This window comes from Agriterribacter sp., from assembly GCF_035445465.1.
Classification (GTDB): domain Bacteria; phylum Bacteroidota; class Bacteroidia; order Chitinophagales; family Chitinophagaceae; genus Agriterribacter.
Map to the genome: position 1 here is coordinate 1 of NZ_DAOMQT010000031.1, position 15,910 is coordinate 15,910.

Below are 15,910 nucleotides of genomic sequence, written 5' to 3' on the forward strand. Positions count from 1 at the left end.
GCCGAAAATCTTTACGACTCTCTTCTCCATCTTTGAAAGAACTTGCATGGCACAACCATAGACACGTAGTACACAAAGAAAAACACATAGTGTGTTGTCTAATGCCTATGTGAAATCTATCTGCCTTTGTTTCTATGTGGTTCAATAACATCCAAAACTCACGTTAAAATATGCAAAAGGGCCTGCTCAAAATGGAAGCAGGCCCTTTTTACATTGCCGCAATCCGGGCACGTAACACAAAACGGGGCAAATTGTTACATAACGTAAAAGTATATACGAAAACTATATAAAGAGGTTCGGGAGTAAGGGATATTGCTTTTGATCTTCCTGAATTAACACCCCTCATTTTCCGGCGCTGAAAAATTCCGTTATTTTTGTTTTGGAGGAAAACAATATGGTTAGTGTAATTATACCCGCATTGAACGAAGGAGCTACGATCAGGAAAGTGATTCAGCGCATCAAACAAACCAGTGTGCCGCTGGAAATTATTGTGGTGGATGATAATTCCACTGACAATACCGTGAGCGAAGCATTAAAAGAAGCCGACAGGGTTATTACCAGTTCAAAGAAAGGAAAAGGGATATCCATGCATGAAGGGATGGTGGCTGCCCGCTATGATACCATTGTTTACCTCGATGCAGATATTCTTACTTATCCCAAAAATATTATAGCCCTTCTGTCTGACCCGATCATAAACGGGGAAGCTGATTTTGTAAAATCATTTTTCGACAGGCAGGCAGGCAGGGTTACCCAGCTTGTTGCAAAACCGCTTTTAAGCATTTTCTTTCCTGAGCTCGAAAAATTTACCCAGCCGCTGAGTGGTATGATCGCCGCCCGGAAAGATTTTTTGCAGGAGATTGAATTCGAAAACGACTATGGAGTAGATATCGCTTTACTTATAGATGCTTTTGCAAAAAAAATGCGCATAAAGGAAGTAAATATCGGGTTCATCAGAAACGATATGCAAACGCTTGAAGCATTGGGGAAAATGTCGCGGCAAATTTCGAGAACCATATTACAGAAAGCTACTTTATTTTCCGGCAGCAATTTAGAAACCCTGTCTGATATCCAAACCATCAGCGATGAGATGGATTTCGCTATCAGGGAATCTATCCTGAAGCTAAAAAAAATAATAATAATTGATATCAATATTATTCTCACCGTTGACTTTAATCATACAGCCGCTGCGCTCTATAACATGGAGCATCGTTTAATGCAGCTCAATAATACCTACACAGATAAGGAATCAAAATTAAGAAAAACGGCATCGCTTTTTAAAGGCAGATCCCTGCCTGAGTTACAGGCAATCGCAGATACCATTTCTTTTGTACCCTATTCGCGGGAAGCCATATTGCAAATGAAGCAAAATGGTTATATATGCATACTGGTTTCCGATGGATTTGATATTGTGGCCAACCATATTAAAAACAAGCTTGGCTTTGATTATTGTTTTGCCAACAGCCTCAAAATGGAAAAAAGCATTGCCACAGGAGAACTGGAATTCCCCGATTATTTTAATGACCCCGATGAGCCCGGCACAAAGTATGATAAAAGCGCTATACTAAAGCACCTTACAGTTAAATTCAATATCCCTCAAAAAAATATCGTTTTTGTTGGCAATACAACAGAGGATATACCCATGCTGCAGGCATGCGGCATGGGTATAGTTACAACCCATGCACCGGTATCTGTTAAACTATGGGCGGACAAAATATTGCCTGCCGGTTCATTAAAACCACTTCCGGGTTTACTTACCGGTAATGAAAAAGGCAGTTCATTGAAAAACAATTCTGTAAAATACCTGGCAGGCATAGGCATAATCGCTGCTACAGCATTTGCCGGCTATTATTTGTATTCAAAGAGCAAAAAAAAAGCCGGAATACCCTATTCATGAGCCTACCTGCTTCCCTGTTGCCACCGGCCGCCTTTTGGATAATTAAGTTGTTCCTGCAATGACAGGCATAAGGTGTTCAGGGTAAAAATTTTTCCGTGCCGGATAAACGAAAGAAAGGAGGCCGTTTACTTATCTTACTACACAAACCAGCAAATCTTATCTTTGATCCCTAAATCGTTACACATGCTTAAAATTGGCATTTTCGGCGTCGGGCATCTTGGGAAATTTCATATCAGTAACTGGCTGAAAATTAAAGATGCTGAGCTGGTAGGCTTTTACGACCCCGGTGATGAGGTGGCGGAAGCCGTTTCCAAACAATATAAGCTAACCCGGTTCACTGACCCCGATGAATTAATAGAAGCCTGCGACGCGGTAGATATTATTGCCCCCACTACCCTGCACTATGAACTGTGTGAAAAAGCCATCCGTAAAAGCAAGCATGTTTTTGTGGAAAAGCCTTTGGCCGACAGCATGGAACAGGCGCATAAAATTGTTAAGCTGGCAAAGGAAGCAAATGTAAAAGTTCAGGTTGGACATGTGGAGCGGTTTAACCCGGCTTACCTGGCCTTAAAAGGATATGAACTAAATCCTATGTTCATAGAAGTACACCGTTTGGCGCAGTTCAACCCGCGCGGCACGGAAGTAAGTGTAATCCTCGATCTGATGATCCATGATATTGATATCATCCTCAGTATAGTTAAAAGCGATGTAAAAAATATTTCTGCCAGCGGCGTAGCGGTAATGACAGATACACCCGATATTGCCAATGTACGCATTGAGTTTAACAACGGTTGTGTGGCCAATCTTACCTCATCAAGGATATCCATGAAAAAAATGCGTAAAATGCGCCTGTTTCAGAAAGACGCGTATATAGGCATTGATTTCCTGGAGAAAAAAACGGAGATCATCAAGTTAAAAGATGACAAAGACAAAGACGCCTTTACGTTTGACATAGAAACGCCATCGGGCAAAAAAACAATTGCCATAGCCAACCCTGCAGTTCCGGAAGCGAATGCCATTTTATTAGAACTGGAAGCGTTTACCCAATCCGTATTACAAAACAAACTCACGGCGGTTTCGGAGGTAGACGGCTTAATAGCGATGGATGTGGCGCATCACATTTTGCAAAAAATACAGTCAGCCAATTACCTCGTTAAATGATAAACGGGGTAAATATCCAAATGAAAGACCAGCATAAAATAAATACTTCCTGGTATGCGGTAAGTGATTATATCGCCACGGCAATTGCGTGGGCTATCGCTTTTTTTATACGAAAACACTTAACCGGTTTTGAGCTGAACATTGCAGCGGAACTTTTATATAACACCAAATTACAACTGAGCATTTTTTTTATCCCCTGCGGGTGGCTGACGCTCTTCATGCTCCTGGGCAGCTATCACCAGTCCTTATATACCAAATCGCGCCTCCTGGAATTTACCGTAACCTTTATCAGCGCGCTTTCAGGCTGCCTGGTGCTTTTTTTCCTGCTGGTGCTTGATGATAAGGAAGCCAGCTATCCATATTACTATAAGGCGTTCTTCTCCCTGTTCTTACTGCACCTTGTTTTAATCTGGACCGGCCGGGTGATACTGCTTGATATCGCTAAAAAACAATTGCTCAACGGCCGGGTATGGTTCAATACCATCATCGTGGGCAATAACCCCACTGCCCTTTACCTGTTTAAGGAAATCAAAAAAAACCAGAACCGCCTGGGTTACAAATTCAGCGGCTTTATCAACGCTCATGCCCCGCACAACGCTTTAGATCATCATCTTCCTTTACTGGGAGATATGGATGGGCTGGAAGACATACTGGAATCGGAACAGCCCGACCAGGTGATCATTGCCATAGAGCATGCGCTGCCGCATGAAATAACGTCTATCATTAACCGCATAAGTGAAAGAGATATAGAAATAAAGATCACGCCCAGCAACCTCGATATTCTTGCCGGCTCTGTACGCACCAGGAATGTACTGGATGCGCCACTCATTGATATCAAAACCGGGCTGATGCCCGAGTGGCAGCTCTACCTTATACGGCTAAGCGATGTTTTGGTTTCGGCAACCGCACTCATTATACTGTTGCCCCTTATGCTGTATGCAGCCATAAGGGTAAAATTTTCTTCCTCCGGCTCCGTGATCTTTACACAGCAACGGATTGGCTATAAAGGCAGTCCGTTTTTCATGTACAAGTTCCGTTCCATGTATACCGACGCGGAAAAGAACGGGCCGGCTTTATCATCGCATGGCGACCCGCGCATTACCGCCTGGGGCAAAACCATGCGCAAATGGCGCATTGACGAATTACCCCAGTTCTGGAATGTAATAAAAGGAGAAATGAGCCTGGTGGGGCCGCGGCCGGAAAGACAATTTTACATTGGGCAGATCAATGCAAAAACACCTTATTTTAAATATTTGCTGAAAGTAAAGCCCGGCATCACCAGTTGGGGTATGGTAAAATTTGGCTATGCCGAAAACGTGGATGAAATGATTGAGCGGATGCAGTATGACCTCGTATATATTGAAAATATTTCCCTTGCACTTAATTTTAAAATACTCGTGCACACCCTGCGTATTATTTTAAAGGGAAAAGGACGATAGCGGAAGCAGGTTTAAAAAAGAACTTTGTTATTGATTTCCATTATTTTTGAAAAAACCGGTCACATTCGTGAAAAAGTTTCTGTTGCTCATCGTCATCAATGGTTTTATAGCCGCGGGTTCCGCGCAACAAAGCTACTGGCAGCAACAGATGGATTATTCCATCAATGTTTCCCTTAATGACAAGGAACATACCCTCGATGGTTTTATCAAAATACTTTACCGCAATCAGTCACCGGATACCTTACAGTATATCTGGTTTCATTTATGGCCAAATGCCTTTAAAAACGACCAGACGGCTTTTAGTGAGCAAATGCTGCAAAATGGCGATACCCGGCTTTACTTTTCATTGCCCGAACAAAAGGGCTATATCAACCAGCTCGACTTCAGGGTGAATGATGTGCGGGCAACCATAACGGATCACCCCCTTCATTTGGATATCATAAGCGTGATATTGCCTGCCCCGCTTTTACCCGGTGAGCAAATTACAATCACCACTCCGTTTCATATACAGCTCCCTGATCGTTTTTCACGGAGCGGGCACACAGGTCAATCGTACCAGGTAACGCAATGGTATCCCAAACCAGCGGTGTACGACAGCAAAGGATGGCACCCCATGCCTTACCTGCAGCAGGGACCGCCTTACAGCGAACCGGGCAACTTCGACGTAACCATTACCCTTCCCGAAAATTACGTGGTAGCCGCAACAGGTGAATTACAAAACGAAAACGAGAAAGCATGGCTGAAAACACGCGCTTCATATACCTGGAAAGCAACCCGGTACAGAAAGAAGATAAAAGGCGGCTCCTATAAAACGATCCGCGAGACATTTCCTCCCTCTGCCGCTGCAACCAAAACACTTCATTTCAAACAAAATAACGTACAGGACTTTGCCTGGTTTGCCGACAAAAGATTCATCGTAAATTATGATACCTGTGCTTTGCCATCCGGAAAAATCATTGACGTGTATACCTTCTATACCCCTGCCGCGCAAAAGCAATGGAATAACAGCATAGCACATACGAAAAAAGCGCTTCGGTTTTACTCCGCTTCAGTGGGCACATACCCTTTTACTACCTTAAGCATTGCGGAAGTTCCGCCTGCTATGGAGGGGGGATATCCTGCCATTACAGCGCTTTCGGTTCCCAAAAAAGGGGAGTTGGCAGAACGGCACATCGCTCATGGTGCTGGACAAAACTGGTTTTACGGCATACTGGCTTCCAACGGCCGGGAGCACCCCTGGATGGCCGCAGGCATGAATATTTTTTACGAAAAAAGATATACAGCCGGTGAAGAAAAAACCAATTTCGCACCATTCACTACATCTGCATTTGAAAAAATTGCATTTGAATCGGTGGCTGCCGTAAAAAAAGACCAGCCGGCGGGGCTGCCTGCTCCTGCATTTTCTCCGGCTAATTATTACTTATCTGCTTATTATAAAGCGGCGCAATGGATGCAGCTATTAGAATCTTTTCTGGGAAAGGAATTATTTGATTCCTGTATGCATGTTTATTACCATCAATGGCAGTTCAAACATCCTTATCCCGAAGATTTCAGGAAGGTAGTTTCATCGGTAAGCGGAAAGAATATGGATAGTATTTTCCATTTGCTGAACACCACGGGAAGCCTGTTAGCAGCGGCTCCTAAGAAAACGCGGCTTGCCTGGATAGGGAAAGCAGGTGATCAAAAATATCGCTATATAGGTATAGCTCCTGCCCTGGGTTTTAACTACTACGATAAACTGATGGCAGGAGCTGTTATTCACAACTATTCGCTTCCGTTTACCCGGTTCCGCTTTATTACGGTACCACTATATGCTACAGGCAGTAAACAGTTCAATGGCATTGGGCGGGCAACCTATACCTGGTACCCGGAAAATATTTTTGATAACATTGAAGCAGGCTTAAGCGCTGCACGGTTTTCGCGAGATGCTTTTACAGACGAAGATAACCATACCACTCCTATGCGGTATGGAAAGCTCAGCCCGCAGATCCGGTTCACTTTCCGGAATAAGGATCCGCTCAGCCGGCTTAGCCGTTTTGTGCAGTTGAAAACGCATTTTATTCATACAGACGCCCTGCAGTTTTCATGGGATTCCGTTTTACAGAAGAGCCTGTACTCCGTTAATGCCCATTCCAGCACCATTGGGCAACTGCGTTTTGTAACGGAAAACAGCCGGGCCTTATACCCTTACGGTTATACATTACAGTTTGAGCTTTCGAAAGATTTTGGGAGAATTGCCTATACGGGAAATTATTTTTTTAATTACCCCAAAGGGGGAGGACTAAATGCCCGCTGGTTTGCGGGAAAATTTTTTTACAAGGGGGATAAAACATCCCGCAAGCGATTTGATACAGACTCCTATCATCTTAACATGAGCGCGCCTAAGGGCTATGAAGACTACACCTACAGTAATTACTTTATGGGCCGCAACGAATACAACGGCTTCTTTTCCCAACAGGTAATGATGAGAGACGGCGGATTTAAAGTACGAACAGATTTGCTGAGCAATAAAGTAGGCAAAACGGATGATTGGCTGATGGCGCTTAATTTTACTTCCACAATTCATCACAACATCCCTGTAAAACTATTTCTAGACATGGGAACGTATAATGGAGGATGGGCAAGCGGATCAGAACAACCGAAAATATTATTTGATGCAGGGCTGCAATTGTCTTTATGCAAAGACATCTTAAATGTTTATGTGCCGTTGTTGTACAGCAAAGTATACCACGATTACTTCAGATCAACACCCGGCAATAATTTCTGGCAGCGCATAGCATTCAGCATAGACATTCAAAACATTAATTTTAAAAAGATCAGTCCGCTTATTCCTTTTTAAGCAATCCTGTTCATGACTACCGCCATTCAATACCTGAAAAGAAATGAAATTGACATTGTAAAATGGGATCAATGTATTGCGGGGGCTGGTAACGGATTAATCTATGCCCGTTCGTGGTATTTAGACAATATGGCGGATAACTGGGACGCACTGGTATTAAACGATTATGAAGCGGTAATGCCGCTTACCTGGAGAAAAAAGTATGGATTTTATTACCTGTACCAACCCTTTTTTACGGCATCGCTGGGCCTTTTCGCTAATTCACAGGCTGTTAGCATAGCTGATTTTTTACGGGCCGTTCCGCCCAAATTTACCTTTTGGGATATTGATATCAACGAAACCCATAATTTAACTGAACCGAACCCTGTTGCCGCGCTCAATGTTCACAAACGGCTAAACCTATTTTTGGATTTAAAAAAGACCACCTCCGCTTTAACCAGCCAATACAGCAGGCTCGCAAAACGCTCATTAGAAAAGTCGCATAAACATAACCTGGTAATCATACGCAATGATACCCCCGAGGATATTATTACTTTATACCGGAAAACATATCACACGGAACATCCCGGCATTACAGCGAAAGACTACCATGCACTCCTGGCCTGCTGTAATATTGCAGCCGGGAAGCATCATCTTAAAACCTATACCGCACATACGCCGGAGGGTGAAGCTGTGGCATTTTACATTGTGCTTTACGACAACAGCTTCGTGTACTCACTGGTAGGAGGAAGTACCGCGAAGGGAAAATCAATGGGTGCGTTTTACCTGCTCACCGATGCCGCCATACAGGATCATGCAGGCACAAATAAAACCTTTCGTTTTGAAGGATCCGATATTTCCGGCATTGCTTTTTTTAACCGGCAGTTTGGCTCAACCCCTGTTTATTACTGGCATGTGAGAATGAACCGTTTGCCATTTCCGGTGAAATTTTTCAAGAAATAGCTATTGCATTACCGTTGGCTTTCTTGCCCACAATAAATTTGAAGAAGAAGTGATTTTACCCGGCTCATCAATAACAAACCCATTGTTACGTAATATAGCTTCACACGTGCTCCGGTACGAAACAGCGTGAATTTCCATAACAATCATGTTAACTTTATCAAGCCACCCGGTATTTTCAGAAAAAAGCGCCTCTTCGCTCCCTTCAATATCTATTTTAAGAAGGTCTATTTTATCGAGCTTAAACATAGCATATAACGTATCCATGCATATAGCACGTACAGGCATACCTGTTACTTCCCGGGCAATGGCAGTATTATATGCCTTTTCCTTCACCTGCATATATACCGTAGTATCTTCATTGTAAATAGCCGCGTGCATTACGTTAACAGAGCCTGCAGATACTTCAGCGGAAAGATTGCTTAAAAGTATATCCACGTTATGTTTATCTGCTTCCACGGAATATATCCCTGGTGTGGAATAATACACAGAAAAAAATAAAGATGCCATACCTGTATTTGCCCCGAGATCCACAACGATTTCAGGCTTCAATTTATATTGCCGGGGGAGATGGTATACTTTTTTCCAGAACACTTCATAGAATATCTCAATATCCCCGGTATAGGTCCTTAAAAAAATAGTTTTTCTTTTCCCATTCAACCGTAAATGATAAGGAACAGGAATGGAGGAATACCTGGTACTGCTTTTAGCATAACGATATTTTTTTGTATTGATCAGTAACCGTATAAAAGAAGGCAGACCCGCTGTAATGGTATAGCAGAAAATAAATTTTTGAACCGCTGTGGTAAGTCTTTCAATCATGCAGGATTTGAGATTTGAAATTAAAAATCTGAGATCGCATTCCCTTCGGATTTAGAATTTCCGGCCTTGGGCTTTTTATTTGTGATTTATAGTTTGTGGTTTCTGGTTGTAAACAACTGCTCTGCTATTACCAGGTCAGCGGGCAGCGTGATCTTAATATTTTCCTTCTCTCCCTCTATCATAAACACTTCATATCCCGCGGCTTCTGCTACCGTGGCTTCATCGGTAAAAGTTTCGCTATAGGGCTGCTCAAATGCCGGCAAAATAATTTCACTCCTGAAGGTTTGAGGTGTTTGAACAGCAAGCAGCCGGCTTCTGTCTATCGCCCTGGTGCTATCCCCTTCCATCATTCTTATGCTGTCGCTTACCGCTACCGCGGGAATAGCGCTTCCTTTCTCAAGCGCCTGGTTATAACAACGCCGGATCAGCTTTTCAGTAACCAGGCATCTTACGCCATCGTGCACAAAAACAACCGATTCTTCCTCTATCTTTTGTAGCCCGTTTTGCACAGAATGAAAACGCGTTGCGCCACCCGCAACCATTTGAATACGCCATGGCGCGGTTGTTTGCCGGATGAGCGCATCACCTTCCTGTTCAAAATTAGCCGGCACCACCAGTATGATCTTCAGGTCTTCAAAGGCGCGCAGAAATGTTTCCAGCGTATGCCATACCACCGGCCTTCCCTTTAGCTGTAAAAACTGCTTGGGAACAAGTCCTCCCATTCTCGTTCCGCTACCCCCTGCTACTATTACCGCATATTTCTTCATAGTATAATTTCGGATGAAAATTAACGATTACCACTGAAAGCTCCATTGATAAAATTTTTATGGTATCAATTGTATCAGCACCCATAACAAATATAAAACTTGGCATGTGTCTGCCATTACGCTTTAAATAATACATTTAATCTTTTGCCGCAGATGCGCAGATTTTATTGGGTATGCGTAACAGCAATCATTTTTAGACAGTTTCTTACAGATGACACAGGATGCGTAAATTGCAATATGTTCAAAAAAATCATTTATTTCCTGCTCTGCATAATGGTGAGCTGCCAGGCAGGCTCGTATAAAAAAGAGCAGGACATACTGGCTTTAAAAGAGATCAATGAGCTGGTTACCGTTGAATACGTGGTAAACAAGATCATCAAGGCCAGCGATGATAAAACCTGGTATAAAATTGGCGACCGGAAAATATTAATGACCTGTGAAGCTACCCTTAAAGCGGGTATTGATTTTTCGGCTATTACCGCAAAGCATATTCAGATAAACGGTAAGGAAGTTACCCTAATGTTGCCGCATGCCACTTTATTTTCTGTTAATATAAAACCCGAAAACATTCGGGTGGCTTATGAAGAAACAGGTGCTTTCAGAAGCAGCTTTTCAACACAGGAAAGAGATATGCTGGCAGCACAGGCACAAGAGCAGATTGGCAACGCTGCAGACGCATTGGGTGTGCTGCAGACCGCAGAAACCAATGCCAGTTTATTTGTTAGCCATTTCCTGCGCAACATGGGATATGAAAAAATTATTATTCAATTTGAAAATGCCCCCGTTAAACTCAATTGATCATGCGAAAGAGATGGATCAGGTATGTTTTTCTTATCGCCCTGGTACTGGTGGTGCTCACCTTACTGAATATGAAATGGCTGCCCTCATTTAAAAGCATATTTAAGGCGCAGCCCGTTACTATAGAAAATACACCTATACTGATTAAGGAAATCAACGAACTGGCCCAGCTATGCACCATCACAGCTTTTGATGAAGTAGTTGCAGATTCTGTTGTTATGAAGATGAAATCCCCGATAGAAACCTTACTTCCGGATCTTTCGGGTTTTGGTAATTTACCGGTTACCGGGAAGCGCCTTGTGCTCATTGGAAAAGGAAAGATCATTGCAGGTGTTGACCTTAGAAAATTAAATGAGCAATCTGTTTTTGCTGAGGGCGATTCTGTTTCCATAATACTGCCGGCGGCGGAAATACTGGATGCGATCATGAACCCGGCAGACTTTGAAACTTTTAGTGAAACCGGCGAATGGAGCAGCGAAGCCGTTACGGCAGTTAAAATAAAAGCCAGAACAAAAATGATAGAAAGATCGGTTGAGCAGGGTATACTCACCAGGGCCAATGCCCGGAGCATTGTGCTTATTGAAAATTTCCTACGGGGGTTAGGGTTTAAGAAGGTGCGGGTACAAACGGCGGGTTAGCCCATATCTTTCAATGCGGCATGTTCCAGTATGGTTCTTTGAGCTGCGGTATCTTCCATTTTCCATTTTATCAGCCTTATTTCGCCCGCTTCTATTTCTATCCCGGTAATGTCGCCGTCACTGAAGCAGCAGCAACCACTGTTGAAATAGGAGGGTTTCAGATGCAGGTAATCTTCCGACACATGATCATATTCCTGCCGGCGAAAAGCAATTTCATCCTGTAAATGATTAATCGCATGCTCATCTCCCTTTTGACGGGCAATCAGCAGTTGTTTGTATAAACGCTCCAGGTGCGTCATGGATTCAAATACGGGCTGATGCGTATGCCCTGTAATGAGTATGAGGTCTTTTTGCTCCGAACTCCATTCATACATAAACTGGTTATGCTCCGTTTTGCGGATATCATTAAAAGCGGGCGTATTGATGTTCAGATCTAAATACGCCTGCAATGGGGCCCATATCTTAGCTACGAACCAGGCGCTGAACTTATTGCCATCGCTTTGCCCATCGCCCTGGTGCCCGTGTGTTAAAAAAATATCTATTGCCTTTTCCCCTGTATTATACTTCAGCAATACGCCCTCATACATATGCACCGGCTCACCGTAAATGCTGATAAGCTGCAACGGTGCAAAAGGATCGTTATTCCAGAACACATCGTGATTGCCAAAAACCTTGATCAGCGCTTTTCTTTGCTGAAACAGCTTTTCCAGCTCAAAGGAAGCATGATTGTGCTTTTTTACAGTGAACAGGTTAAACTTCCAAAGTTCTTCACTGTCTCCCAGCACAATCAAAGTATATCCCTTTGTGTTATAATAATGTAACGCGGCAATATAGTTTTGCTCCGCGGGGGCAAAATCATCAGAACGCTTTTTATTGCCTTTATGAAGATCAGAGAAGATAATGATCTTTTGAGGTGATGCATTTAAATCAATGACCATTCCTTTTTTACCGGGTTTTTTCCTGATCTGCATATACAGTCTGGTAAGCGCATCATGCACCTTTTGCCTGTTGGGGCGGGAAGAAAACCTGTTGGCTAATGTTGCTACCGGCTTTTTAAGTATGCGCTGCAGGAATGTACGAAGGCTCATAATAAAAAAGCAATACTACAAATTTTACTTCACCTCAAACATTTCTTCCCAGCGGGTAGTATAGCGGTGGCTACGCAGTTCCTGGCGCATCTTCCAGTTCTTTTGGGTTCCCGCAGCGGCAAACCTCAGCATATCATCCCGCATACTGAAGTTGATATTATCCATCGTATCCATAAGATAACGGTTACGGTTCTGCGCTTCCGGCACAAACAGGTTGCCCTGGATAGCCGTGTCAGGAACCAAGCCGCTAAGCATCACACCTGCTTTTTTATATGATTTCCCTTCCTCGTATAATTGATCCACCATGTGAACCGCGGGCTTTATCAGTTCATGGGTAATGGATGTGGCGGCAGGTAATATGGTATAGGTGCTTATGGTTGGGCCGTGGTGGAAATCAACGGAATGACCCTGTTCTTTGGAAACAATAAATACGCTAACCGTATTGGCCGCACTGTGCTGGCGGCGCAATTTTTCGGCTGCGCGGGAAGTATAGGTAGCAACGGCTTCTTTGATATCACCGATATTATTTACAGGAGAACCAAACATGCGGGTGGTGGCAATCATCTTTTTCGTTATCAGCGGATCTTTTATGCTTATACACTGTTCCCCGCGTAATTCCTTTATTAACCGCACACCCGTTACACCACCGAGGTTTTTATAAGCCCACTGAGCAGACATGTTACGTAGTTCCCATGCACTGGTAATACCCATATTAATGAGCTTGCCGGCATAGGCGCTGCCCACGCCCCAGAGATTGTTGACCCGTATGGATTGCAGTGCCTGCATCTGCTGCTCCGGCGAGAGCAATACTTTTACGCACCCGGAAACCCGCTTATCCTCCTTAGCCATATAATTAGCTGCTTTAGCCAGGGTTTTGCTTGGGCCAACGCCTACCGAAACGGAAACCCCCGTCCATTGCTCAACGGTATGCCGGATATACAATGCGTAATCCTGCACTTCTTTTTGCTCCATCTCCGGCAAATCTACAAATGCCTCATCTACCGAATATACTTCCACACGGGATGCCCCTAACAATATCCTTAATGTTTCCATCACGCGCCAGCTCAGGTCGCCGTATAAATTATAATTAGAAGAAAACACTGCCACATCATGCTGCTGTATCAGGGATTTGGCCTCAAAATAAGGGCCTGCCATTTTCACTCCTATCTCCTTAGCTTCATCGCTGCGTGAAACAATACAGCCATCGTTATTACTGAGCACCACAACGGGCTTATATTTCAAATCAGGTCTGAATAACCGCTCGCAGGAACAATAAAAACTATTGCAATCTATAATTGCTTTAAAGCTCCTTCTTTCCGGAACATCTTTAAATAATGTATTTTTTGCATTTGCTGCTATTGAAATATCCTGCATATAGCAAATATAGCATAAAATACTAAATTAATTAGTATTGCTAATGCTTTTTGCATAGCCTGGTTTTGAGTATTTATAGTATCTTACGTGCTCCTGTTGGCCGGAGATGCCGGCTACTACAAATTATAGTATTCAATTCCTTCAAATTATGCTGATAAAAAGTAACATGCCGCTTTTTATTTTATTTTGCCTGTGTGGCAGTATGGTATTCGCGCAAAAAAATGTTCAAACAGCAGATATATGTGTTTATGGAGGTACGGCGGCGGGTGTTGTAGCTGCATATACCGCCAAACAAATGGGGCGGTCGGTAATACTGATTGAGGCAGGGAAGCATATCGGCGGATTAACATCGGGTGGGTTAGGCTATACGGATATAGGAAATAAGTATGTGGTGTCCGGCATTTCAAGAGATTTTTACCGTCGGGTGGGTAAGCATTATGGCAAATTTGAACAATGGATATTTGAGCCTCATGTAGCCAAAGCAACTTTAATGCAGTATATCACAGCCGCAAAAGTGAATGTATTGTACGAACATGAAGTGATTACCGTAAAAAAAGAAACGGCACATATCCGCGAAATAACACTAAGATACACAGGCCCCAATGGTAAACAAGCCGATCAAACCATCAAAGCCCGCATGTTCATTGATTGCTCTTATGAAGGCGACCTTATGGCGAAAGCCGGCGTATCTTATATAGTAGGCCGCGAAGCCAACAGTGTTTACAACGAAACCTATAATGGCGTACAACTGATGGATAAACATCAGTTCCCCGATGATATAGACCCATACGTTATACCCGGTGATCCGAAAAGCGGCTTATTGTGGGGTATTAGCGGGAAAGCACTGGCAGAGCGGGGAACAGGCGACAGTAAAGTGCAGGCATATAATTACAGGCTTTGCCTCACCAACGAGCCTGCCAACAGTATCCCCATTACAAAACCAGATGATTATGACGCTTCTAAGTACGAGCTGCTGCTGCGGGTAATTGAAAAGAACAAGTCTGCCAGCCTGAACCCGCATTTGAAAATAGACCTCATGCCTAATCACAAAACCGATATCAATAACAATGGACCTTTTTCAACCGATATGATTGGGATGAATTACGATTATGCTGAAGCGGATTTTACCACGAGGCAAAAAATTGCGAAAGCGCATGAAAGCTACACAAAAGGTTTATTATACTTTTTGGGAAATGATGAAAGAGTGCCCGTACACCTCCGTCAGGAAATGCTGCAATGGGGATACCCGAAAGATGAATATACAGATAACGGGAATTTTACACCGCAAATGTATATAAGAGAGGCGCGCCGGATGATTGGCGCTTATGTAATGACACAGGACAACTGCGAGGGGAAACGTACAGTGGCAGATGGTGTGGGGATGGCGGCCTATACAATGGATTCGCACAATTGCCAGCGCATAGTGGTAAACGGTATGGTTAAAAATGAAGGAGATGTTCAGGTGCGTGGCGGGGGGCCTTACCCGGTTGCTTACCGGTCTATTATTCCGCAACCCGGCGAATGTAAAAACCTGCTGGTTCCGGTTTGCCTTTCTGCCAGCCATATTGCCTATGGCTCCATACGTATGGAGCCTGTTTTTATGGTGCTTGCCCAATCTGCCGCAGTGGCGGCAAGCATGGCTATACAATCGGGAAAGGCTGTACAGGATGTGGATGTAAAAAAATTACAGCAATCATTACAGGCCAACCCGCTGATGAACAGCGCTGCGCCTGAAATTTTAGTTGATAATGATGATACCGCCCATGTAACCATTGATGGTAAGTGGGAGGCTGTAACCCAGGGCGCTTATGGGTCATCCAAACTAAGGAATGCAGACAATAGTGTACGGCAATCCGTTCGCTTTACACCAACGATCGTTAAAGCCGGCGGTTATAAAATATATTACTATCTCACCACTTCAGAAAAGCCATCCACCAGCACACAGGTTAAAATTTTTAACGGACAAACGATAAAATCCGTGCCGGTATCTTCTGCCGAATTGAAAGTAGAAGGACAAACCTCGGGTGGATGGATTGATCTCGGCGCCTACAGATTGCCTGCGGGCAAAAAGGGATATGTTGAAATAACCAATGAAGGAGCCGATGGTATAGTAATAGCAGACGCTGTTTTATTTATCCCTGAATAAGATTT

Annotated in this window: 12 protein-coding genes; 8 read left to right on the forward strand and 4 right to left on the reverse strand. The window is 43.6% G+C overall.

The window, feature by feature from the left end:
• The first annotated feature begins 379 nt into the window (after positions 1-379).
• The 5 genes from PLE34_RS14590 to PLE34_RS14610 all read left to right on the forward strand — a co-directional run bounded on the left by PLE34_RS14590 (position 380) and on the right by PLE34_RS14610 (position 8,275).
• Positions 380-1,894, forward strand: a complete 1,515-nt coding sequence (locus PLE34_RS14590) for an HAD-IB family phosphatase (protein WP_324558132.1) — start codon at positions 380-382, stop codon at positions 1,892-1,894.
• A 183-nt stretch (positions 1,895-2,077) separates the two neighbouring features.
• On the forward strand, positions 2,078-3,055 hold the full coding sequence (locus PLE34_RS14595) for a Gfo/Idh/MocA family oxidoreductase (protein WP_324558134.1): 978 nt from the start codon (positions 2,078-2,080) through the stop codon (positions 3,053-3,055).
• 20 nt (positions 3,056-3,075) lie between these two features.
• Positions 3,076-4,494, forward strand: coding sequence for a sugar transferase (locus PLE34_RS14600; protein WP_324558135.1), 1,419 nt, complete (start codon positions 3,076-3,078; stop codon positions 4,492-4,494).
• A 67-nt stretch (positions 4,495-4,561) separates the two neighbouring features.
• On the forward strand, positions 4,562-7,333 hold the full coding sequence (locus tag PLE34_RS14605) for a M1 family metallopeptidase (RefSeq protein WP_324558137.1): 2,772 nt from the start codon (positions 4,562-4,564) through the stop codon (positions 7,331-7,333).
• A 12-nt stretch (positions 7,334-7,345) separates the two neighbouring features.
• A complete protein-coding gene (locus tag PLE34_RS14610) occupies positions 7,346-8,275 on the forward strand; it encodes a GNAT family N-acetyltransferase (protein ID WP_324558139.1) in 930 nt (309 codons plus the stop codon).
• Here the strand turns inward: PLE34_RS14610 and PLE34_RS14615 are convergent, their stop codons facing one another.
• Both PLE34_RS14615 and PLE34_RS14620 read right to left on the reverse strand, forming a co-directional pair.
• Positions 8,276-9,094 (reverse strand): FkbM family methyltransferase, encoded by an 819-nt coding sequence (locus tag PLE34_RS14615; protein ID WP_324558140.1) that lies wholly within the window; start codon positions 9,092-9,094, stop codon positions 8,276-8,278.
• A gap of 86 nt (positions 9,095-9,180) precedes the next feature.
• Complete coding sequence (locus PLE34_RS14620; RefSeq protein WP_324558142.1) at positions 9,181-9,861, reverse strand: 2-C-methyl-D-erythritol 4-phosphate cytidylyltransferase; 681 nt, start codon at positions 9,859-9,861, stop codon at positions 9,181-9,183.
• Between the two features lie 237 nt (positions 9,862-10,098).
• On the opposite strand from PLE34_RS14620, the gene PLE34_RS14625 reads away from it, so the two are divergent.
• Both PLE34_RS14625 and PLE34_RS14630 read left to right on the forward strand, forming a co-directional pair.
• Positions 10,099-10,659: a DUF4230 domain-containing protein gene (locus PLE34_RS14625; protein ID WP_324558143.1), complete on the forward strand. Its 561-nt coding sequence runs from the start codon at positions 10,099-10,101 to the stop codon at positions 10,657-10,659.
• Positions 10,660-10,661: 2 nt separating this feature from the next.
• Positions 10,662-11,297 carry a DUF4230 domain-containing protein gene (locus PLE34_RS14630; protein ID WP_324558145.1) on the forward strand — a complete coding sequence of 212 codons (636 nt, stop codon included), beginning with the start codon at positions 10,662-10,664 and terminating at the stop codon, positions 11,295-11,297.
• Here the strand turns inward: PLE34_RS14630 and PLE34_RS14635 are convergent.
• Positions 11,294-12,385: a metallophosphoesterase gene (locus tag PLE34_RS14635; protein WP_324558146.1), complete on the reverse strand. Its 1,092-nt coding sequence runs from the start codon at positions 12,383-12,385 to the stop codon at positions 11,294-11,296. The two genes, PLE34_RS14630 and PLE34_RS14635, sit on opposite strands and share 4 nt — an antisense overlap.
• Positions 12,386-12,409: 24 nt before the next feature.
• Positions 12,410-13,759, reverse strand: coding sequence for a Y-family DNA polymerase (locus PLE34_RS14640; protein ID WP_324558148.1), 1,350 nt, complete (start codon positions 13,757-13,759; stop codon positions 12,410-12,412).
• A 148-nt stretch (positions 13,760-13,907) separates the two neighbouring features.
• On the opposite strand from PLE34_RS14640, the gene PLE34_RS14645 reads away from it, so the two are divergent.
• Positions 13,908-15,905 carry an FAD-dependent oxidoreductase gene (locus tag PLE34_RS14645; protein WP_324558149.1) on the forward strand — a complete coding sequence of 666 codons (1,998 nt, stop codon included), beginning with the start codon at positions 13,908-13,910 and terminating at the stop codon, positions 15,903-15,905.
• The last annotated feature ends 5 nt before the right edge of the window (positions 15,906-15,910 follow it).